General features: G+C 58.2%; 12 protein-coding genes and 10 pseudogenes. 12 read left to right on the plus strand and 10 right to left on the minus strand.

Annotated features, from left to right (window positions below; translation table 11 throughout):
- Nucleotides 1-61 precede the first annotated feature (61 nt).
- The 3 genes from ABID26_RS31270 to ABID26_RS31280 all read right to left on the minus strand — a co-directional run bounded on the left by ABID26_RS31270 (nt 62) and on the right by ABID26_RS31280 (nt 1,370).
- Nucleotides 62-742 carry a cupin domain-containing protein gene (locus tag ABID26_RS31270; protein WP_354417520.1) on the minus strand — a complete coding sequence of 227 codons (681 nt, stop codon included), beginning with the start codon at nt 740-742 and terminating at the stop codon, nt 62-64.
- The gene (locus ABID26_RS31275) at nt 729-941 is read right to left on the minus strand and encodes a hypothetical protein (RefSeq protein WP_354417522.1); all 213 of its coding nucleotides are present in this window, start codon (nt 939-941) and stop codon (nt 729-731) included. The genes ABID26_RS31270 and ABID26_RS31275 overlap by 14 nt, the downstream gene beginning before the upstream one ends.
- Before the next feature lie 147 nt (nt 942-1,088).
- Nucleotides 1,089-1,370, minus strand: coding sequence for a hypothetical protein (locus tag ABID26_RS31280; protein ID WP_354417524.1), 282 nt, complete (start codon nt 1,368-1,370; stop codon nt 1,089-1,091).
- Nucleotides 1,371-1,582: 212 nt separating this feature from the next.
- Between ABID26_RS31280 and ABID26_RS31285 the strand changes: the two genes are divergently transcribed.
- Together ABID26_RS31285 and ABID26_RS31290 are read left to right on the plus strand one after the other, a co-directional pair.
- Entirely contained in the window at nt 1,583-4,300 is a 2,718-nt protein-coding gene (locus ABID26_RS31285; protein ID WP_354417526.1) for a molybdopterin-dependent oxidoreductase, read from the plus strand.
- A gap of 245 nt (nt 4,301-4,545) precedes the next feature.
- Nucleotides 4,546-4,902: a 2Fe-2S iron-sulfur cluster-binding protein gene (locus ABID26_RS31290; protein ID WP_354417551.1), complete on the plus strand. Its 357-nt coding sequence runs from the start codon at nt 4,546-4,548 to the stop codon at nt 4,900-4,902.
- A gap of 681 nt (nt 4,903-5,583) precedes the next feature.
- Here ABID26_RS31290 and ABID26_RS31295 read toward each other — a convergent pair.
- Nucleotides 5,584-5,806, minus strand: a pseudogene (locus tag ABID26_RS31295) (RNA polymerase factor sigma-54); the annotation flags it as partial.
- Between the two features lie 89 nt (nt 5,807-5,895).
- On the minus strand, nt 5,896-6,627 hold the full coding sequence (locus ABID26_RS31300) for a methyltransferase (RefSeq protein WP_354417527.1): 732 nt from the start codon (nt 6,625-6,627) through the stop codon (nt 5,896-5,898).
- A 185-nt stretch (nt 6,628-6,812) separates the two neighbouring features.
- Here ABID26_RS31300 and ABID26_RS31305 point away from each other — a divergent pair.
- The 6 genes and pseudogenes from ABID26_RS31305 to ABID26_RS31330 form a co-directional block, all read left to right on the plus strand.
- Nucleotides 6,813-6,996: pseudogene (locus tag ABID26_RS31305) on the plus strand (IS630 family transposase); the annotation flags it as partial.
- 316 nt (nt 6,997-7,312) lie between these two features.
- Nucleotides 7,313-8,292, plus strand: a pseudogene (locus tag ABID26_RS31310) (IS110 family RNA-guided transposase).
- Nucleotides 8,293-8,524: 232 nt separating this feature from the next.
- A pseudogene (locus tag ABID26_RS31315) lies at nt 8,525-8,788 on the plus strand (transposase); the annotation flags it as partial.
- A gap of 581 nt (nt 8,789-9,369) precedes the next feature.
- Nucleotides 9,370-10,452 (plus strand): D-alanine--D-alanine ligase family protein, encoded by a 1,083-nt coding sequence (locus tag ABID26_RS31320; protein WP_354417529.1) that lies wholly within the window; start codon nt 9,370-9,372, stop codon nt 10,450-10,452.
- Entirely contained in the window at nt 10,449-11,357 is a 909-nt protein-coding gene (locus ABID26_RS31325; RefSeq protein ID WP_354417531.1) for a LysR family transcriptional regulator, read from the plus strand. Before ABID26_RS31320 ends, ABID26_RS31325 begins: the two co-directional genes overlap by 4 nt.
- A gap of 200 nt (nt 11,358-11,557) precedes the next feature.
- The gene (locus ABID26_RS31330; RefSeq protein WP_354417533.1) at nt 11,558-11,716 is read left to right on the plus strand and encodes a hypothetical protein; all 159 of its coding nucleotides are present in this window, start codon (nt 11,558-11,560) and stop codon (nt 11,714-11,716) included.
- A 268-nt stretch (nt 11,717-11,984) separates the two neighbouring features.
- Here ABID26_RS31330 and ABID26_RS31335 read toward each other — a convergent pair.
- A pseudogene (locus tag ABID26_RS31335) lies at nt 11,985-13,063 on the minus strand (IS1380 family transposase); the annotation flags it as partial.
- Between the two features lie 37 nt (nt 13,064-13,100).
- Here ABID26_RS31335 and ABID26_RS31340 point away from each other — a divergent pair.
- A pseudogene (locus tag ABID26_RS31340) lies at nt 13,101-13,353 on the plus strand (transposase); the annotation flags it as partial.
- Nucleotides 13,346-13,612, plus strand: a pseudogene (gene tnpA, locus ABID26_RS31345) (IS200/IS605 family transposase); the annotation flags it as partial. The pseudogenes ABID26_RS31340 and tnpA, both read left to right, overlap by 8 nt.
- A 76-nt stretch (nt 13,613-13,688) precedes the next feature.
- Here the strand turns inward: tnpA and alr are convergent.
- The 4 genes and pseudogenes from alr to ABID26_RS31365 form a co-directional block, all read right to left on the minus strand.
- Entirely contained in the window at nt 13,689-14,807 is a 1,119-nt protein-coding gene (gene alr / locus ABID26_RS31350) for an alanine racemase (RefSeq protein WP_354417535.1), read from the minus strand.
- A gap of 331 nt (nt 14,808-15,138) precedes the next feature.
- Nucleotides 15,139-16,356, minus strand: coding sequence for an arginine deiminase (locus ABID26_RS31355; protein ID WP_354417552.1), 1,218 nt, complete (start codon nt 16,354-16,356; stop codon nt 15,139-15,141).
- Nucleotides 16,357-16,655: 299 nt separating this feature from the next.
- Nucleotides 16,656-16,843, minus strand: a pseudogene (locus ABID26_RS31360) (IS5/IS1182 family transposase); the annotation flags it as partial.
- Between the two features lie 533 nt (nt 16,844-17,376).
- A pseudogene (locus ABID26_RS31365) lies at nt 17,377-17,763 on the minus strand (transposase); the annotation flags it as partial.
- Between the two features lie 1,000 nt (nt 17,764-18,763).
- On the opposite strand from ABID26_RS31365, the gene ABID26_RS31370 reads away from it, so the two are divergent.
- Both ABID26_RS31370 and glyA read left to right on the plus strand, forming a co-directional pair.
- Nucleotides 18,764-20,344 (plus strand): carbamoyltransferase C-terminal domain-containing protein, encoded by a 1,581-nt coding sequence (locus ABID26_RS31370; RefSeq protein WP_354417537.1) that lies wholly within the window; start codon nt 18,764-18,766, stop codon nt 20,342-20,344.
- Between the two features lie 220 nt (nt 20,345-20,564).
- Nucleotides 20,565-20,836: pseudogene (glyA, locus tag ABID26_RS31375) on the plus strand (serine hydroxymethyltransferase); the annotation flags it as partial.

Here is a 20,836-nt window from a genome sequence, read left to right on the forward strand (position 1 = left end):
GCAGTTCCGAAATGCAGCCGCAACGTTGACCTTCCGGCGGATAAACATCCCGCCGCAGGCATCAACCTGGCATCGGGAACACGTCAGCGTGCTGAAGAGGGGCGTCCTTGATCCAGATCTGCGCGCCGTTCGGCCCAGTCATCGCCTCGAGCGGCTCGCCCACAGGCAAGCGACCCCAACTCTGCGGTTCCAATTGCTCGCCCCCGACGGCGAGGCGGCCCGACAGCACGAGGAACTCGAGACCCCGGAGATTTTGGGCCTTTATGGCGGAGCCGGGCCGCCAAACCTCGGTTGAGACACGCTCCTCACCGTCGTCGAACAGGACACGGGCTTCTTTGGCCCCCTCGCGCAGCGTTGCTGCTTCACCCTCGCCGGGCCGGCGGACGATCTGCACGTCGTCGCCCTTCCGGAATTGCCAGAGACGGACAAAGATCGTGCAGCCATCTTCCGCCGCTGGCACGTGCGAGGTGCCTGGCGGGTTGCGGAAATAGGTTCCCGCCGGATAGTCACCATGCTCGTCCTGGAAGGTGCCCTCCAGTACGAGAATTTCTTCGCCGCCGGCATGGACATGGCGCGGAAAGGCACTCCCGGGAGCGTAGCGAACGATCGAAGTCGCCCGGGCGACTTCGCCGCCAACGCGATAGAGCATGCGGCGCTCGACGCCCGGGGCGGGACTTGGCATCCAGTCGAGCCTTGCGGCGTGAACGATTACCGGCTTCGTCAGGTCATCATTGATGCGCATTGGATTGGTCTCCTATCGCCAGGACTATCCGAAACTTCACGTCGCCGGACCTCATTTTTTGGACCGCTTCCGCGGCTCGCTTCAGCGGCATGGTTTCGATCATTGATCGCACTCCCGTCAGAACGCTGAAATCCAGTGTCTTCTCTTTTTCGAGCGGCGATCCCGTAATCGAGCCGATAATGCCACGTTCGGCGCCCACCAGATATCCCCGTCGAGGCGGGTAGCGGATCCTTGCCGACGCTGAGCACGATCAGACGCCCCTCCGGCGCAAGCGCATGCATCAGCGCGATGACCACCGCTGAATTGCCAGTCGTCGCAAGGATGGCTTTCACTCCGCCCATGCCGTTCAGTCGTCGGCCGCGTTTTCCTTGTTCGCGTCGATGTGGCGGTGGGCGCCGAGCTTTCTCGCATCCGCGGCGATATCCTCGCCGCGCACGACCGCCACCACGCGGAGCCCTATCTTACGAGAATACTGAAGCACCTCGGAGCGAGCCGATTTCGCGCTTTCATTCTCGTGACGATGCCCAGTATCCAAAACGGTGGACGCAGCCGGCGCGATCTTTGCTTTCGTGGTCTTCGTCGGAGAGGTGAACGCGACGCTCTTCCTGGTCGGGCCAGGATTGGCCACACTACCGATCCATGTGGTTAGCCAATCCAGTTTCGGCGCGGAGCAGGTGGTCGTTGCCGGCCTCGACGGTTCAGATGGCTTTGATGATCGCGTTGATTTTTGTGCTCGAAAAGATCGGACCGTCGGTCGCTACGCGATAGTCGTGAAGCCGCGGTTCGCCCTGCTCTCTTGTTGCCGGCGATGGTCGCACGACGTTCGGAGACCCGCCTACCATGATGGAAGAAAAAGTCGGTTTTTGTACGCTGTGTAAGTCACGGTGTGGCACCATCAATATCGTCGAAGACGGCTGGCTCAAAAAGGTGGTGCCAAATCCCGATCATCCGACCGGAAAGGCAATATGCCTCAAGGGGCGATCGGCACCAGAAGTTGTCCACAATTCAAGGCGTCTTACGGCGCCGCTCCGGCGCACGACACCGAAGAGCGACTCAGATCCGCAGTGGGTGGAGGTTTCTTGGGACGAAGCACTCGATGAGATCGCTGATCGGTTGAAGGGCCATGTTGCCCGAGGCGGTCCGGAGTCCGTCGCCTTCGCGGTAACCTCGGGATCGTCATCCCCGTTGTCGGACAGCACCGATTGGATCCTGCGATTGATCCGCGGGTTCGGCAGTCCAAATCTGTGCTACGCGGCGGAGATTTGCACCTGGCACAAAGATTACGCTCATGCCTTCACTTTTGGATCAGGAATCCCCGCTGCCGACTATCCCAATTCCGAGCTTATTCTGTTGTGGGGACACAATCCTTCAAATGTCTGGCTCGCGCAGGCGGAAGCTATCGCGGCTGCGCAGGCGCGGGGAGCGGAGCTTGCCGTCATCGACCCTCGTCGCACACCCTTTGCCGGCCGCGCCGATCATTGGTTGCAGGTTCGGCCTGGGACCGACGCTGCTTTGGCGATGGGGCTCGCCAGAGAGCTTATTGAACGCGTGGCGTTCGATTGGGATTTTGTGCGCGATTGGACGAATGCTCCATTTCTTGTCAGGTCGGACAACGCCAGATTTCTGCGCTCGCGTGATCTCTTGCACGACGACGCGGTAAAATGTGAGCAAGACTACCTGGTGTGGGATGACGAAACCGAGGGGTTGCTGCCAGCGGCGCTCAAATCGAAGTCGGCCGCACTATCTGCGTCCCATGTCGTCGCGACGAAGACCGGAAAGGTTCTGTGCCGCACAGCCTTTGACCTCTACCGCGATGCGGTGACGCCATTCGATCCGGACACGGTGGAACGACTAACGGGCGTTGCATCAACCACGTTCGCGGCATTCGCGCAGGCGCTCGGCTCTGCGAAAAAAATCAGTTACCACACCTGGACCGGCACCGGACAGCATCGAAACGCCACTCAAACCGAGCGGGCGATTGCCACGCTTTACGCGCTTACCGGATCCTTCGATGTAGAGGGGGGGAATGTCCAGATAACGCCACTGCCGACGCCGGTTCTGCACAGCATGGCTTTGATGCCGGAAGAGCAACGCGCCAAGGCACTGGGATTGGCCGATCGCCCGCTTGGCCCGCCGCTTAATGGCTGGATGACGTCCACCGACCTTTATGATGCCATCATCGATCGCCGACCGTATGGAGTTGAAGCGCTCGTAACCTTCGGAACCAACCTTCTTGTCTCGCATCCCGCGCCGGGACGCGGCAAGCAAGCGCTGCAAGACCTGGACTTCTACGTACATTGCGATTTGTTCCACAATCCAACCTCGGACTTTGCCGATATCCTGCTTCCCGTCTCAACGCCCTGGGAATACGAGGCACTTCGAATAGGCTTCGAGATATCCTTCGAGGCACAGGAACTTGTTCAGTTGCGCCAACAAATGGTCCCTCGCCAAGGAGACACCAGATCAGACGTTTGGATCGTTTTCGAGTTGGCGAAAAGGCTCGGAATGGGCGAGCTATTCTTCGATGGAGACATCGAAGCTGCCTGGAAATATCAGCTCGCCCCGCTCAATTTGGACCTCGAGACGCTGCGCGCGAACCCGCAAGGGGTGAGGGTCCCGATCGCGCGACGCTATCAAAAATACCGTGAGCAAGGGTTTCCGACCGAGACGGGCCGGGCCGAACTCTATTCGGAGAAATTGTTGCGTCACGGCTATGGTCCAGTTCCAGAATTCGTGCCGTCTCCTGACAGCGGTGATCAGTCTTTTCCCCTGGTGCTGATGGCTGCCAGCAGCGGCTACTTCCGCCACAGCCAAGACCGCGGCATGTCGTCCCTGAGACGGAAACGGCCAGAGCCGCTGGTGGAAATGCATCCCGATCTGGCCGCAGCTTACGGCATTGATCAGGGAGATCAGGTTCGCGTTTCGACGCGCATTGGATCGATCGTCTTGAAAGCTTCGCTGGATGACGGCCTTGCCCCAGACGTCGTGGTTAGCGATTATGGCTGGTGGCAGTCTGCGCCGGATCTCGGGTTGCCGGGGTATGGTCTAGAAGCAGACGGTGAAGGTGCGAACTACAACGCGTTGGTGCCGGAGCGTGACCGGGACCCAATCAGCGGCTCGCTACCAATGCGCTCGCTTGCCTGCAGCATTGAGCTTGTTCGGAGTTCCCCCAAGCGGGCGGTGCGCGATTTCCAGGTTGTTTCCCGGCGAGCCGAAGCAAACGAGATCGTTTCCCTCGAGTTCAAATCTGTCGACGGACTGCCCCTGTCCGGGTTCAAACCTGGCCAGCATGTGGCAATCAGGTTCGATGGCAACGAGCGCTGCTATTCCTTGATCGGCGGCAGCAGCGAGAGTCCGCATTCTTACTCTATCGCGGTCACGCGAATCTTGGACGGCCCAGTTTCTGACTACGTCACATCCGTCGTCAAAAAGGGTGACGTGATCTCTCTGAAGCCTCCGGCTGGCAACTTTATCTTGCCACTCATCAACGAATTCCCCGTGGTTTTGATCGCGGCAGGCATCGGCATAACGCCTTTCTGTCGCTCCTGGAAAGCCTGACCGGAGCCCCCGGCGAGCCCGAAGTTACTCTCTACTATACCTGCCGCGATGCCCAATCTCGGCCGTTCCACGCACGTATCTGCCATCACGCGCGCCGCCTGAGTAATCTCCATGTCGTGAATTATCTAAGTCGGCCGGCGGAGCCTGTTGGAGATTCTCGAAGAGGTAGGTTCACCGTCGATGAGATACCTGAAAGCTTGCTCCTGCGCCGGCCACGGTTTTATCTGTGCGCGGGCAATGAGATGATGGATGAGGTCGCCAAAGACCTGTTAGCTCGCAAGGTGCCCAAATTCGAAATATTTTCCGAGCGGTTCCGCGCGCCGACCAGGCCGCTGACCAGTGAGTCCGTTGCGTGCGACATCCGCTTTTCCCGATCTGGCCGAACATTGCGATGGCAACCGGACTCAGGTTCGCTTTTGGACTTTGCGGAGAAGAAGGGCGAGCAACTGCCCAGCGGCTGCCGCGTCGGGCAGTGTGAAAGCTGTGCGGTTAGGGTCCTGCAAGGTCGCGTCCGGCATCTGATCACAGAACCGGAATTGGAGGAGGGCGTGTGTCTGGCTTGCCAGGCCGTGCCCCTATCCGACCTCGTTCTTGAGGCCTGATGCCCCGCAGTGCCGGGCGCCGTTCCTCGCTGCCTGGGTTCGAACTGCGGGCATCTTGCCGTCCTGTTTCCGCGCCATTCCTATTGTGTGTCCGGCAGGTTGCTCCTGGCGCCCCGAAATGCGGTACAATTTCCAATCTGATGGAGCGCTACGCCCACCGCCCCGAGCGCAGAGGCATCGCCACCAAAGCTGGCCATCAACAACTCTGTCGTAGGACCCATTTCCGATTCGTCGAGGCGAATTAACGTGTGGCGTGAGATCGCTTCACGAAGCGGCTGCACGAAGAGTTCGCCCGCTGAAAGGAAGCGGCCGGCTATGACCTCTGGGTTAAGGATATTCCATGTACCCGCGATCGCTCGACCGAGAATGCCGGCCACATCCGCAAGGATATGGCGGCGGCCTATGTCCCCTCTTTCGCGCGCGCGATGAAGTTGTCGATCCTAAAATCCCCGCCATAAGCCGGACGTAAAAGACATAAGACCCTTGGCCTGGAAGACGGGCTAACGCCCGAATGCCGAAGCCGGATTGCCAACCCCGTACCCTCGCACCGTTCCTGCGTCGGTATAAACTGAAACAGGTTCAACGGGTCACTGCGCGCGATAGCAGTATCTCAGCAACTGGAGCTGAGGAGAGCACCTCCATGGCGACCACATCGGCCGCGCCCGTTGATCCCGATCGCAATCAGGCTGACGCGCGCATTTGCCGGCGGCGTTGTACCGAGGGGGAATGTTCATCGCTTCGCGATATTTCGTAACAGTGCGACGCGCAATATCGCTGCCGATTTCCTTGAGCCTGAAGGCAATGTGGTCGTCGGAGAGTACATCATCCGGCGATTCCGTCGACAGCATTGCCTTGATCTGGGGCGAACGGCTTCAGAGGAGTGCGCCGTGCCGCCTTGGTAGGAAGCCGCGCGCGGTTTCTGGCGACGATGCGCGCGAGCGTCTCTCGGGTGACCGGCTCGCCTGCCGCGAAAATCGTCGCCTCGACGCGATATCACGCAAAGCTTAGTTCAGAATCGTTGCCCTGAGTGCGTGTGTGCAGCTGCACTTTTGAATCGTCGCGCATGATGAATAGATAATAGAGGAAATTAGATCGCTGCGACCACTGCCATCCAGATATCTTAAGCCCCGACGATTCGATCATAGGTCTGAAAGTGTCGATATGTGAGCCTCTGCCATTTTCAATCAAAACGATGAGGCCATCGCGCTCAAGATGCTTGCGAATTCCCGAAAAAAAATCACGATGCAAAAGCCACTTATCGTCCACATATATACGCGGCTCCGTATCAAGGTTGTTCATATTGCGCTCAACATAGTGGGGCGGATTGCCAACGACGAGATCAAACTTCTCAGAATCTGGCAACGCCAGAAGTCCGTCGCCATGATAAATTGTCACACGATCTTCGATATCATTTTGGCATGCGGTATATTTTGCGGCGTCAATTGCAGGAAGATAGAAGTCCGCTAGACAAAGATGCTCAGAAATGTCGCAAGCCAACATCGAATATCCGATAAATCCAGGGCCACTGCACCATTCGAACATACGCTGGAAGCGAGGTTTGTTTTTGAAGCGATTGAAAAGATCACGGTAATCGTCAGCGAATTCGAGGCCGCCGCCATCTAAGTTGTCGGTATAATAGACAGAAATGCCGTTCCAGGTTTTGGACTTGTAGTCGGCCCGAAGAGCTTCAGAAGCGGGCGTTGTGGGGGTGGCGCGAGACATCATCGGGTGTGTATCCTTAAGTTGCTACCTCTCTGAAAGTGAAATCAGGGTTATCTATTTGCAACTACAACAATTGGTAGTTGCAAATAGAGCCGAAAGCTAGAGCACGATTCCCTTTCGATGAGTCGAATGCGATGTGACTGAACTGCCCGCTGGTAATTCAACATCCGTCTCAACGGAGGTGGACGATGGGAAAGGCACTGAGCGGCGACCCTCGGTCGCGTGTGGTGAAGGTTGGACGAAGGCATGTCGGCACGGCAGGCTGCGGCGCGGTTCGGGGCTGGGGTATCGAGCGCGATACGATGGATTGCGCGGGCAAAGATCGGCGAACGGATGCCGCGGCGGCAGGGTCACCGGGCCGACGAGGCCTTGGTACTCGGCGTTCAGCGCAAACTCTATCAGTGGACTAAGGCAAATCCCGAAGACGCGTGGCGAGAAATGTGGGCTTGGGTGATCTGCGTGTGCTGCGTCACGCCTGGCAGGGCGTAGCCTCCAACGGTCAAGCAGCATATGCTCGCCTGGACCCCCGTTTGCCGCTTCCGTCTTCGCATGGAGGGATATGCCTGACTTTGCCACGTCTTCTGGAGAGCTGGGTGCGTAACGAAAGGCGCATGCCCGGTTCGGGGAGAGGCGGTGGGAAACCGGCCGCTGAAAGGCGGCGGGGCGCTTACCGCCTACTCTACTGTCGATGAAAGAGACGGCAGTCTCGATCGGCCGAGCAGGTCAACGGATCTGGCGAGGCAAGTGCGCATCTGATCCCAGCATCATCGCCGAGCTCATCCGCAAGCGGGCGCCAACCGTGAAGTGTGTGGTGTTCGAGACCGGACCGCTGTCGGTATGGTTCTATCATTCTCTGCGCACCCCAGGGGTTGCCGGCGATCTGCATCGATGCGTGCCATGCTAAGGCGGCGAACAAGACGGACGCGAACGACGCCGATGGTCTGGCGCAGCTAGCGGAAGTCGGGTTCTTTCCTGAGGTCCGCGTGAAGGGATTCGACAGCATGCTGACCGCACGCTTGTCGCAGCGCGCACGCGGTTGGTTCGAGTCACTACCGAGCTTTCCAACCAGATCGCGGTGTCATGAAAACCTTTGGTCTGCTCGTTCCCGCAGGAAAGGAAAGCACCTTCGAGAAGAACGTCCCAAGCCTTCTTGCCGATCAGGACGGACTGCATCGAACGTGCTTCCGATACTGGAAGCCTGGCGTGGCATTCGCATCCGCGCCGCCGAACTCGGACGCCAGTTGGTCCGGGACGCGCGGCAGAGTCAGGCTTGCCGCATCCTCATGTCGATTTCCGGCATCGGTGCCATCACCGCAACCTCCTTCATCACAGCCGTTGAGGAGCCGGACAACTCAGGAAATCCCGATCGGTTGGCGCGTGGATCGGCCTGGCGACACGCCGCTACCAATCCGGAGAAGTCGATTACGACGGCCATATATCCCGACGTGGCGATCGCCATTTGCGGGGGCTTCTCTACGAAGCGGCGGCGGTCATTCTGACGCGCAGCTCAATCGACAGCACTCTGCGCACGTGGGGTCTGCAGCTCCGGGAGAGGATCGGCTTCAAAAGAGCTGCCGTGTCTGTGGCGCGCAAACTGGCGGTTATAATGCATACGATGCGCTTAAGACCGGCGAGCTCTTTAACCCGAATCCTGGAGCCCCCGCATAAATGCGAATAGCTTCAGAACCTGAACGCTTAAGGTTCCCCTGCCGGGACGTGAGCCGAGCCATTCCGGTGATGGGGTTGCACCGCCGACTCAGCGAAGTGCGTCGTCCACATTGGAGGTTCGACCCGCGAAGCTCCATGATGCGGCGGCTAATGTCGACCGCGAAGACAACCATGCACCCGGCAGCTCAACGAATTATGCTTGACGCCCCAGCAGCGATTAGACAACCCCATCAACCTGCCTGCCCATAAGGCCGCAGGCGTGCGCGACGCGATCGAGGCCGTCGGCGCGAGCCTGCTCTACCTGCCGCCCTACAGTTCCCGATTTCAATCCCATCGACCTTTGCCAGGCTCAAGGCACTTCTGCGCGCAAAGGCCGAACGGACAATCGCCGCGCTTTGGAACGCCGTCGGCACGGTCCCCGACCTGTTCACCCCGAACGAATGCGCCAACTACTTCAGCAGCCGGTTATGAACCAATTAAACAGCACGCGCTCTAGCTGATAAACCATGCGGCGGTGCGGCCGGCCTTGGTTGATCGATTTTGGTGTTTTCGGCGCGGGTCAAGAGGAGTGCGGTCTTTTGCTTCCACATGCTATCGCTTGGAGCACGATGCGTTGGGCGTTGTGCACGATCCGGTCGAGAATGGCGTCGGCGACGGCTCCTCGACTGTCTCACCCATCATTTCGAGATCATCCATCCTGGCGCTTTAAGAACCGCTTGATCACCCCATCAGTTGCCAAGCGCGATCCGCGCCCGCCCGGACTGCGCAACCCTAACCAGCTCCGCCCGGGCGAACGCTGACCGTCGCGCATTACGGGGGATGCCAATTTGGAGTTTTGCAAGCCGTTTGCGCGCAATGCGACCGTCCAATTGAAGAGGTCTTTGTCTGAGATACGACACACTGAGCCGCCAGTATTACACAGCCCGGCGCGAAAAACAGGCTTCCCCTTTGTTTTCACACTATCGTCAGTGGCACGCCGATTGCATTGGGCCGGGAAGGCGCGGAGTTTAGCCATCAAATCAATCAGGAGTAATCCGGGCCAATGGACTGATAGCGGGAAAATCCAAGGAGTAGCTCATGCGGGTTGCCGTAGTTTGGAACCATGATCATACAGGCGTAATCAACCGATTCGGTCGGCCTCGTCCGGGGTTTTACGACCGCGAGACATTCGACAACGTGGTGGCGGCACTGCAAGAGGGCGGCCACGAGACCCTGCTGTGCGAAGGCGATAAAGGACTGTTCAGTACTCTCGAGCAGTTCATGCCACCCGATCCGCTGGCCCGCCCCTCGGGAATGGTTTTCAATATGGCGTACGGAATTCAGGGCGAATGCTATTATGGCCATGTTCCGTCCATGCTGGAGATGGCTGGCGTTCCGTACACCGGATCGACTCCGCTCGGGCATGGGCTGGCGGATGATAAGGTCATCGCCAAAAGGCTCTTCCGCGATTGCGGCGTCCCGACGCCGAACTTTCGGGTCATGCGTCGCGGCAGCGAGAGTACCGGGGACCTGCGCTTCCCAGTGGTAGTGAAGCCGCGCCACGAAGACGATAGCTGCGGATTACAGCTCGTGCACGAGCCCGCTCAGTTGAGTCGGGCTGTGGAAGCGATTGTCGCGCAGTATGCGCAGGATGCGCTTGTGGAAGAATACATCGACGGTCGTGAAATCTGCGTCGCGCTGCTTGGAAACGGAAAGCTCGATGTATTTCCATCGGTGGAGATCGACCTCGGCGAAACGGGTCTTTATACTTGGGAAGCGAAGTACCAGGCGGCCGCGAGTCGGCCGAAAGTTTGCCCGGCGGAAATTGGGAGCGGCCTTGCGACTTTGCTGCAGGATATTTCGGTTGCATCCTTCCGTGCGTGCCAGTGCCGGGACTATGCCCGCGTCGACCTCCGGATCGATCGCGCCGGCCAGCCGTTCGTCCTGGAGATTAACTCGATGCCGGGGCTCAGCGTCCACTCTACTTTTGCTATAGCCGCAATGACTGCCGGACACAGTTACTCAAGCTTGATAAATCGAATCCTGCATGTCGCCCACATGCGCTGCTTCGGAATTGGCATCCCCCGGCCATGTTGCACACCTTTTCAATGGCGGGGTGGGTGTGAATGCCCAGGAGACAAACCAAGCGCCCTCTTGGGCAATCTAGGGGCCAAAACGTGAGCTGGGATCTCCTGCGCAGTTTTTGCACCATCGCTGAAGAGAGGAGCATCACGGGCGCCGCAAAACGTCTTCACATGAGCCCGCCCTGCGTGAGCCTTGCGCTGCAAAAACTCGAAGATCAACTCGACTGCAAGCTCGTCTTCCGCGAGCCTCGCCATTTTGCGCTGACATTGCGTGGCGAACAGATCTATCAGGAATGTTCCGAGATGTCCCGGTGCGTTGACCGAATCGGCATCCTCTCTCTCGACGGGAGCGATGACGAGTTCGGAGAGCTGAAACTCAGCATGGTTACTCGGCTACAGTCCACGCTCGTAGACGAAGCACTCCGGCTATACCACCAGCGATACCCGTCGGTCACATGCCATATCGATATCAAAACCTCGCTCGACATCGTGCGACAGATTTCAATGGACGAGGCTGGCATCGGCATCTGTCTTTTGACAAAAAAAATGCCGACGCTACGATGCCGTCACTTATTCCGCGAGGATTTTGGCATATTTTGTGGCGCCGAGCACCCTCTATTCGGAGTTCAGGAGGTAGATGTCCGCAGGCTTCAACAAGAGCCCTTCATTGCCTTCGATTGCACCAATGATGGGAGCGGATTCGAGCCGATGATCTTTCTGCGAGAGGGCCTTGGTCTCGGACGTCGGGTTAGCGGATGGAGCCACGACCTCAACGAGGTGCGCCGCATGCTGATATCGGGTCTGGGCATTGGCCTTTTGCCCGTTCTCGCCGCCCATGATGACGTGGCCCAGGGGCGACTGTGGCCGTTGCGGCTGTTCGATGAGCCGCTCGGCGCGGATGTCTACCTCATCTCTTCCAACTTGAGCTCGCTGACTCCTCCGGAGCAAAAATTTGCCGACCTGATTGACGAGCTTCTGGGCCTTTATCCCGAGATGACCTGAAGGTGTAGCTCCCAGCATTACATCAACCAGCGTCTCATCAACGTCGAATGACCTTCATGTATGGACTGGGGACATTGCGAACAGTTTCGTGCGTTTTGCGCGGGGAGGTTCGGGGTGCAACTCGAGGCCAGGAGCGTGATGAGCCAGACGGAAGAGTTTGTGAGGTTGGGGCTGGCGCAGGGGGCGAATGTGAGCGCGCTGTGCCGTCGCTTCGGGATCGGGCGAACCTGCGGGCACAAATTGATCGCGCGGTTTCGTGCGGCGTGGCCGGGCTGGCGGAGCGCAACATCGCCGGCGTGCTCGAGCGCGACGGCATCGGCGGCGTCCCCCGCGACGGTGAGCGGCATCTTGCGGCGTAACGGTGTCGAGTTGGGCGCGGCCGTGCAGAACTTGTCCCATAGTGCATCCTTCCATTCGGCGGAAAAGATCGCACCATCAAAGCCAGGGATCAAACACCTGGCCCGCTTGTTGCACGGCGGTGAGCTTTCGACGGCCTGAGGCGGCGCCCTGGTCACCATTGCGGTACGTTTTGACAAGCCTCGTCGGGCGCCGGGTTGATCCGTCGGCGATGGCAGGCGGGGTTTTGCGGCGGTCAGCGGTTCGTTCGGGGCGTCTGCGCCCCATCGTTTATGTCGCGAGTTGCGGGATCCGACGCAGGACGATGCGCAGGATGCGCTGGTTCGGGCAGGATGTCGGCAGGTGCAGGCGAATTTGGGTCTTCATCTCGACCACGCGCGGCGATCTTGATGAGGCGCAATCGCAACGTGTCGAATTGGGCCACGGCAAAGCTCGATCGTTTCGGCATCGCGGCGCGCAGGCCCTAGATTAGTCAGTAGGCGCCGGCATGCAGGAACAGCCGGAACTGGTTGGCCGTCGCTCTTGCGCAGGAGGTGCGATCGTCAGCGAGATGCGTCTTCCAGGACCTGATGTGGTTCTCGGCCGCGCCGGCCGTAGACACCCTCGTAGAGCGCCTTGGCCTTGCCACCGGCAAGGTTGGTGACGATGAAGTGGGTATCGGCACCTTGGGCGCCGACCTCGACCCGCGCGCTGATGCGTTCCACGCGGCTCCAGCTGGCGGTCCCATCCAGGAACTCCGTGCAGCGGCGGACCTTGCCCGTCTTAGCCGACTCTTCAAAGCGCGCCATCGTGCGGGTCTCCAGCTCCGCGACATGCTTGCGCAAGGTCGTGGTGGGCGCCACGCCGAGGATGAAGTCGATACCGTTGGCGCGGCACCAGTCGATGACCTGTGGACTGCAATAGTGGCTGTCAGCCCGGATCAGGATCCGGGTGTTCGGCCAGTTGCTCCGGATCGCCCGCACCGGGCGGCGCAGTTGGGGGCGGATTTCTGCCCCACTCGGCCGCCTCGCCGGTCGCAGGACCGCACCGACGAAGCGGCCATCGCGGTCGAACACCACGATCGGCTGGAAGCCGTACTCGTGGTGATGGGCATTGAACAGACGAAGCTGCTGGCCGCCGTGCACGGCATCAAAGGTGTCGTCGATGTCGAGCACGATCCGCTTCGGAATCTGCCGGACGGAGGCACAGTAAAGATCAACCATCGCCCGGTCCATCGGGACCACTTCCCGCACGCCGGGCAGGTTCTCCAGCCGGCACATTGTCGATTGCGACGCCAGATCCCGACCCGAAGGGGGTGCATCCTGGGCCATCTTGAAGATCGGATCGGAACGCAGCCGGTTGGCATCATCGCGCCAATCCTAATCATTTCCAGAGACCACACCCGCCATAAACGATCCTACGCTGCCGCTGAGCGGTTTGTCATCTGTCGGAGGCAAGTCCGTCGTCGCCCGTTTCGACGGCGGCATGCTGTCGTCCAACAGTAGCGTTCTGGCTCTGGCCAAGGTGGAGAAGCGGGCTGCGGGTGGCTGAGCCTCTGGCACGCTGCATCGATGATCCGCGCTGCCCGGACCAGGTCGTCTATATGATCGGCTTCCGCATGAAGATGATTGCCGCCGGTTATGAGGATGGCGATGATGCCCGACCATGTGCACATGCTGATATCGATTCCACCGAAATACTCGGTGGCGGAGGTTATCGGGTATCTGAAGGGGAAAAGCTCGATCTGGATTGCGCAGAAGTGGAACGCAAGCTGCGCAATTTCCTGGGGCACAAATTCTGGGCGAGGGGCTACTTCGTCTCGACCGTCGGGCGGGATGAGGAGACGATCCTACATCAGGAACCAGGAATTGGCGGACAGGCAGTTGGACCAGATGCAACTCAAGCTAGCATCCTCATAACGGTCCCATCACTTGTCCCAGAATCCCTTATAACCGCCTATGGCCGTTCCCCTTCAAACCCCCAGCTTAGCTGGGGTTATTGGCTCTTGACGATCAGTGCAGAGGGCACATTCAAGTATCGTCTTGCGCAACCGGCGGCGACGCGCATAAGCACTTCCGGAGCATAAGCGTCAGCGGCCGCTGCGAGATCATTCACGGTGAAACTCTCACCCAGCAATTCGACCGAGACGGTCGGAAGACAAACTGCCTCAGGAATGTCCGTTATATCAATCGCGGTGGAGTCCATCGACGTTCTTCCGACCAGAGGAGCCGAATATCCAGCAAACCGGGCGGATATCTTGTTTCCGCAGGCCCATGGAAGGCCATGCTTGTAACCGATGCCCAAGATCGCTATGCGGCTGTCTCGAACCGTACGAAATGTCGCGCCATAACCGACCGCCTCGCCCTTGGGCACATTGCGCACATCGAGTATATTTGCCTGAAGTTTTACGACGGGCAGAAGAGGGTTCGGTTGAATGCCGGCGTTGTTGAGACCAAAAAGCGCTGAACCCACCCGGACGATATCGAAATGAAAATTCTTCCCGAGCCAAACACCGGCGGATGCCGCTAGACTGCAACGGGCAGGTTTAAGCAGATTGGAGATCGCCCGAAAGCGATTACTCTGCAACACATTCATTGCGTCGGCAACGCGATTGCTACAAGCGAGGTGACTGAGGACGACAGAGGGGGGGTGCCGCTTAAAAGTGCCGGAAAGATAATGTCTGCGTACGTCGTCAGAAGTAAGCCCGAAGCGAGAGAAACCGGTTTCCACATTGAGAAAATATGTTTCCGGCTCGCCCGCAGCGCTAATAGCGTCCAGTTCACTGGGATTATTCACCACAGGTGTAATGCGGCTGGATCTATAGTATTTCCTCAACGTTGTAAATTGATCGCAGAGAACCGCAACCGTCGCGCCTATCTTGGAACTTCTTATGGCCATCGCTTCGTGGAGATCTCCAGCGAAAAATAAATCGCATCCGGCGGCGGCCAACGCCCTTGTGACCTCAATAATACCGAGCCCGTAGGCATCATTTTTCACGACTGCGGCCACCCTTACATGTGGTCCGACCATGACCGATACGGTCTTGAAATTTGCCTGAATTGCCGCCAGATTGACTTCTAGCACAGCATCCGCGCGCTGCGGGATGGACAACATCTTTTATCCCCTTTGCAGGTTGTTCGAGAAGCATCGTATTCTCGGAATGGATACAACTCACCGGAATGCGGGCAGGCTCAGGCGACACCCTAAGTTCCACTCGTGATTCGATCGCGCGGACACGTTTCTGCTTTTTAATTTGAAATGCGGAACAGGCGATTTGCGATCATAAACTGTCTTCAACTTTGCCCCTTTATTAGTTGGCGATCCGAGGGAGAACACGGGCGAGCAACAATTTTTGCGGCGCCCGCTTGGCTAATGAATTAAAAGGTCGCCTTTCGCCGTGCGGTTGGCGACTTGGGAATGGGGTCGTCATTGGGAGTACTTCCCTCTAGCTGGGATCGCGTGCTAGCGGGCAAGTCATGCAATGGCCGCCACCTCGTCCACGGCTGAGTTCTGCGCCCGCGACCGCTATCACTTCAACGCCGGCGCGACTCAGCAATGAATTCGTGTTGACGTTGTGGTCGTAAGTAACGACAACGCCCGGCTCGACCGCAATTACGTTATTTGCGTCGGCCCATTGCTCTCGCTCCGCCTCATAGTGATCGCCGCCGGTAGGCACTATGCGGAGAGCCTTAAGTCCCAGAGCTTCGGCCACCACAGACAAGAAGGGTTCATCCTCTTCAGTGACATCGACCGTATCCTCAGAATTGCCCGGACGGAGACTGAACGTTCGCAGCCCCTCCACCACGGGCGGGTAAATCGTCACTAGGTCTCGGTCGCAGAAGGTGAAGATGGTGTCGAGATGCATGAAGCTACGATCCCGGGGCATCAGAGCCGCAATAACGCGAGCGATTTTGTCGACCTTGAACAATGCGCGCGCCAACGCCTCGACGGCCTGCGGCGTGGTCCTCTCACCCATACCGATTAGAACAATACCGTCACCAATTGGCATCACATCCCCCCCCTCAAGACTGAGCGCACCGTTGGTTCGGTCAGGCAATAGGCGGGTGAAGCTAGCGTCGCGAAATCGAGGATGGAAGCGATAGACTGCCTCAACGTTCTCTGCCTCAGGCCGTCTAGCGCGCCAATACAGGGGGTTGATTGAGACGCCTCCATAGATCCAGCATGAACTGTCACGCGTAAAAAGCTGGTTCGGTAAAGGAGGCAGAACGAAATCCTCAGGGTTTAGTGTTCGCCCAGTCAGTCCGCGCGGCTCAAACTCAAGATCCTCACGCGCGATCCCGCCAACGAGCAAGGCCGCGAGTTGACTTGACGGCATCTCGTCAAGCCAGCTCCGCAACTCATTGGCAAAATCCAGGCCGACGACTGAAGGACAGACGCGTCGATTTAGGAGCCAGCCGCGGGCGTCGGGCAACGCCATAGTTTCCGACAGCAGTTCGTCCAAAGAACGAACGACGACACCGCGCTCACGAAGTTTTTCCACGAAGGCATCGTGCTCCTGTTGCGCGCGCTCGACCCAAATCACATCATCGAAGAGGAAGCCCTTGCAGTTCTTCGGTGTAAGGCGGCGGAGGCTAAGGCCTGGTCGATGAACAAGCACTTCGCGTAGTCGGCCAACTTCTGAATGAACCCCTAAGGTCGTCATATGGCCGTCCTCACTGCCAGTGCCTTCTACGGTCCCCAGAGAACAGCTTTCAATTGAAATCGTTTGCTTGGACATAGGCGGCACCGTCGATCTTCGAATGATGTAATCCTCCGACAGCAACAAGTATGCCGACCAAAGACTAAGCCTGATCAGGAGGTTGCCTGTCGCGTCCGACAGGAAGTCCACACAGGTTTGTCCGGCTCCCTACAAAGGCGGGTTACTCTCGTCGGGAATCGGATGCGTAGTGTGACGCCGACGTGGGGCATGCATCCTTTACCTTGCAGCGAATGGATTGCGGAGCGTGCACAGGCAAGCATGCGGTCGAGGCCGACGCAGCCGATCGCGACTTGCGTCTCCTGAGCGTGAAGCATTGCAGCCCGCATACGCGGCCCGATAATTGATGTGTATCGCCCGATTGTGGTCTCGGCCCCGGGCGCTTGCCATAACCGGTGGAACCTTGCAATTTCATTCTCCGCTCTCTGCTTATATGAGGATTGTCAATGAGATGGTTCGGGCGGTTGTCATCAGGGCTGGGTTGTTTCTGTCAGATTCAGCAAAAAGGGCCGGGATTTCCCTTTGTTCGACCGCGGCGACGCATCCCTCCGTCCCGACCCATGCTTGTGCTTGCCGCGCGCGCAGCGTCGGGCAGGGGTGGGCCGTAGGGCCATCGCGCAGCGACATGCCCTTTGACGGGCGCGAGCACTGCGGCAAGCTTCCCGGGTCGCAGACGAAGCGTGGCCATCCAGCCCCCCGCGCCAGGGGCGGAGATTGTTCCTGCGCTGTTGACGGCCCTCCATGGTCTGAGCCCAGATGGCATGACGCGGCTCTCGGCCCCCGAGCCAGATCCAACTTATATACGGTCGCTGTTGACAACAGCTGCACCAACATCCCGCTTGCGGCGGACAAGGACTCAGAACCATTCTGACTTACGGCATTTGAGGCCAACAGAGGCTCGGTTCGGCCACCTGGATCCGCCAGGACTGATCAGCTCCTGGAAGATTGGCAGCATTCTGTGGCGCATCAGGTGGCCGTCATCACCGCCCCCTCGATGACGACGCCCCATTGACGTATTTCCACAGCGCCACGACCAGCTTGCGGGCAAGCGCCCCCAATCAGCGTCTTCTTCAGTCACCCGTTGTTCTGCTTCACCCGCTCCTTGAACCACAAGGTGAGTGCCGAGCGCGGTTGATGGCGCACCCACAGCCAGGCAAGCTGAACGAGCGTTCGCAGCCGCGGATACCCGATTTGGACACCCCTGCTCGTGATCGATCGCTCCACTCTACTACGGCGTCGCCGCCAGCCCCGCATAGGCGGCAACTGGCGCCGGTTGTCGAAGTGGCGGGACAAGCCTTCCGTCCACAAGACAGCGGCAAACTCCGCTCCAATGCCGTTCAGGGCATGCAGCAAACGTGATGAGCCATACGAGCGGACAATTCCAATGAGACACAAACTGCGCCAAGATTGGTGCGGATAGCGGTCGGCGCTTCGGGTTGACGAGCTGCGACGGGCATGTTCGGCCTCCAGAGTGAGATGTTTCAGCGACGTCACTTTGCTACAGCGCCGTCGCTATCCACCTCCCTCATAGGATCGATTGCAGCGGAATGCCGGTCCCTTTTGGCCGAGCTCTATCGTCGGTTGGTTTTACGCATTGGCGTGATGCGGAATGACGGTAGCCGCTGTGGTCGATGACTGCGGCGTAGCGGGCATTTATCGTGTCACTGTTGGCTGTAAGCCGTCCAATCGGACAATCCGGTGGAGCAGGAGAATCCGTCATCGGAGGCGCAATGATTTGGCCACTATCGGCATCCGGACGAGATCCAGCTTTCTTTCGCCAACCACGGCGGGATCTGGCGTCAACTTCCCTCCAGCCCCGCCCCTAGGCCGTAACCAGCCAGAACATCCGACCGTTCGGCAGGTGGAACCTGATTTTCCGGCCGTTTTTGTGCAGATGCGTCCTTGGTGCTTGCCATCCGAACAGGGATCCGATGTCACCCACAACGTCAGCTGCCAACTCCTGCCGCCGCCACACGCCCGGTCTTCGATTGGCTGTCTGCCACGATCGCGGCGGCCCCCAGACCACCACCGCGCAACGAGAGGCGCGCTCGCCAAAGGTAAATGACGCAATGTGCCATCGAATAGAAATATAAACGTCACATATTTTCAGCAAGAATTAACAATACCATTACACAAAATGTTCTTCGCCAGGTTTCAACATCAGACCGAACTTGCTACATGCGTGCTATAGGGTTGTTGCAAGGAAAGAGCGTCTTTTTATCACGATCTTCCCCATGACCTGGTTGATAGGCGTGAGGAGTTGGTGTCGCGCTGGGCGAAAAGCGCTTGGCTTGGTCAAAGTTTTACGCGCAATAACGCTGGTAGCCTTCATTTCTGTAGGAGCTTGCCCAATATGAGAATAATGTCGTTTAAACCAGGCCATGACGGCGCAATTGCAGGATTGGATGCGTCAGCAGCCGAGCTCATCTATTCATATGAGGCTGAGAAGGATAGCTTTCCCAGATATTCGACCATCACTCCATCAGCGGTCCTCGACGCCGCTGGCCGCTTGCACGCCATTCCGGATGTGATTGCCGTGAGTGGCTGGTCGATCACGGAAATCCCGGGCCACAGGCCCGTTGCGGCAGGCTACTATGGCGTTGGCAACGGATCGGAGATTGTCGGCGAGACATCTATCTTCGGCAGGAAGGTGCATTTCTATTCCTCAACGCACGAACGCTCCCATCTCTGGGGATCCTACGGCATGTCGCCATTCCCCCTGGGAATGCCCTGCTATGCCCTGATTTGGGAAGGGGACATCGGCGATTTCTATGAGGTCGATGAGCACCTGCAGGTGGCTCATTTGGGAAGAGTAATAACGGCTCCGGGTAGCAAGTATGCTCTTCTCTATGCGTTGGCCGATCCGAAGTTCACCTTTCCCAAAGGACACTTGCGCTACGAAGACGCCGGCAAGGTAATGGCGCTTTGCGCCTATGGGCAGCCCGGACCGCCGGACCGGGACGAGCAGGCGCTGATTGATTACCTACTTCCAAGCGATCTGTACCCGCTGTCCAAGGAGACTCTTCTGAATTCACCCTACTACAACACTGGCGTAACCGATCAGAAGTTCACTAACCTTGCTAGGCAAGTTTCTGACGCCATTTTCGAGTCGTTCCACACTTTCGCGAAGACGAATCTGACAAAAGGGTACCCGCTGCTGATTTCCGGCGGATGTGGATTGAACTGCGAGTGGAATCGCCGTTGGCTCGAAACAGATCTTTTTTCAGATGTTTTCATTCCGCCATGCGCAAACGATACGGGGTCGGCGATCGGGACCGCTGTGGACGCGATGCGGCATTTCACTGGCAATGCAAAGATCAAATGGGACGTGTATTCAGGCCAACCGTTCGTGTTGGACGAATTTGACCACACCGGACTCGAGATTTATCCACTCGACTACGGACAAGTAGCCTCGGCATTACTTGATGATAAGGTGATCGGCTGGGTGCAGGGGAATTGCGAGATTGGGCCGCGGGCGCTCGGCAATCGGTCAATTCTCGCCGCACCTTTTTCAAAAGCAACTCATGAGCGCTTAAACCGAATTAAGAACCGGGAAGCTTTCCGCCCGATCGCACCGGTTTGCTTGGAGCAAGATGTCGCGTTCCACTTCGACTTGGCGCGCCCGTCGCCCTACATGCTTCTTTTTCAGAAGGTGATAGATAGACGGTTAAAGGCCGTTACGCACGTTGACGGCACAGCGCGGGTCCAGACAGTTTCATTGGATCAAAATCTGTCCCTGTTTCAGCTGCTTACGTCGTTCAAGCGGCAAAGCGGGGTCGGCGTGCTCTGCAATACGTCGCTGAACTTCAGTGGCACCGGCTTTATAAACCGTGCAAGCGACTTGCTGACCTACGCCCGAGCCGCAGGTCTCGACGGATTTGTTATCAACGATTCTTTCTACATTTTGCAGGAGTCTCGCACGGCATCGATATGAAAGAAAGGACGGTATGAACGAACGTCCACTATCGACTTTGCGATTCTCGAAGGGGCAGCTTAAGCGGCCACCTGTGGTCTCTCGTGTCGTTTAGGATGCGGTAGAGTACGGCGGCATCGGACAGCCTTGGCGGCGGCGTCGAAGGCCGACAGAAAGTATTAACAAAGCGAACGCCATCCATTCGAGCTAGGACCTTGCAGGGTCCAAAGGAGACTTCGTCATGAAAGCAATGAGGCAGTTTTTCGAGGAGTCCCTAGCTCAGGCAGACCCCGAACTCGCACGTTTAATCTCGGCAGACGAGTCGAGGCAGCGAAGTCAGGTAGAATTAATCGCCCCGAAGAATTACATGAGTAAAGCGGTTCGTGAAGCGATGGCCTCGATGGTGGTATTCACCATCGTTGAGGGCTATCCGGGAAAGCGATACCACGCCGGCGTCGAAAACGTCGATGCCATTGAACGCCTCGCTATAGAGCGAGCCAAGGCGATGTTCGG

The organism is Mesorhizobium shonense (genome assembly GCF_040545255.1).
GTDB classification, from domain to species: Bacteria; Pseudomonadota; Alphaproteobacteria; order Rhizobiales; family Rhizobiaceae; genus Mesorhizobium; species Mesorhizobium shonense.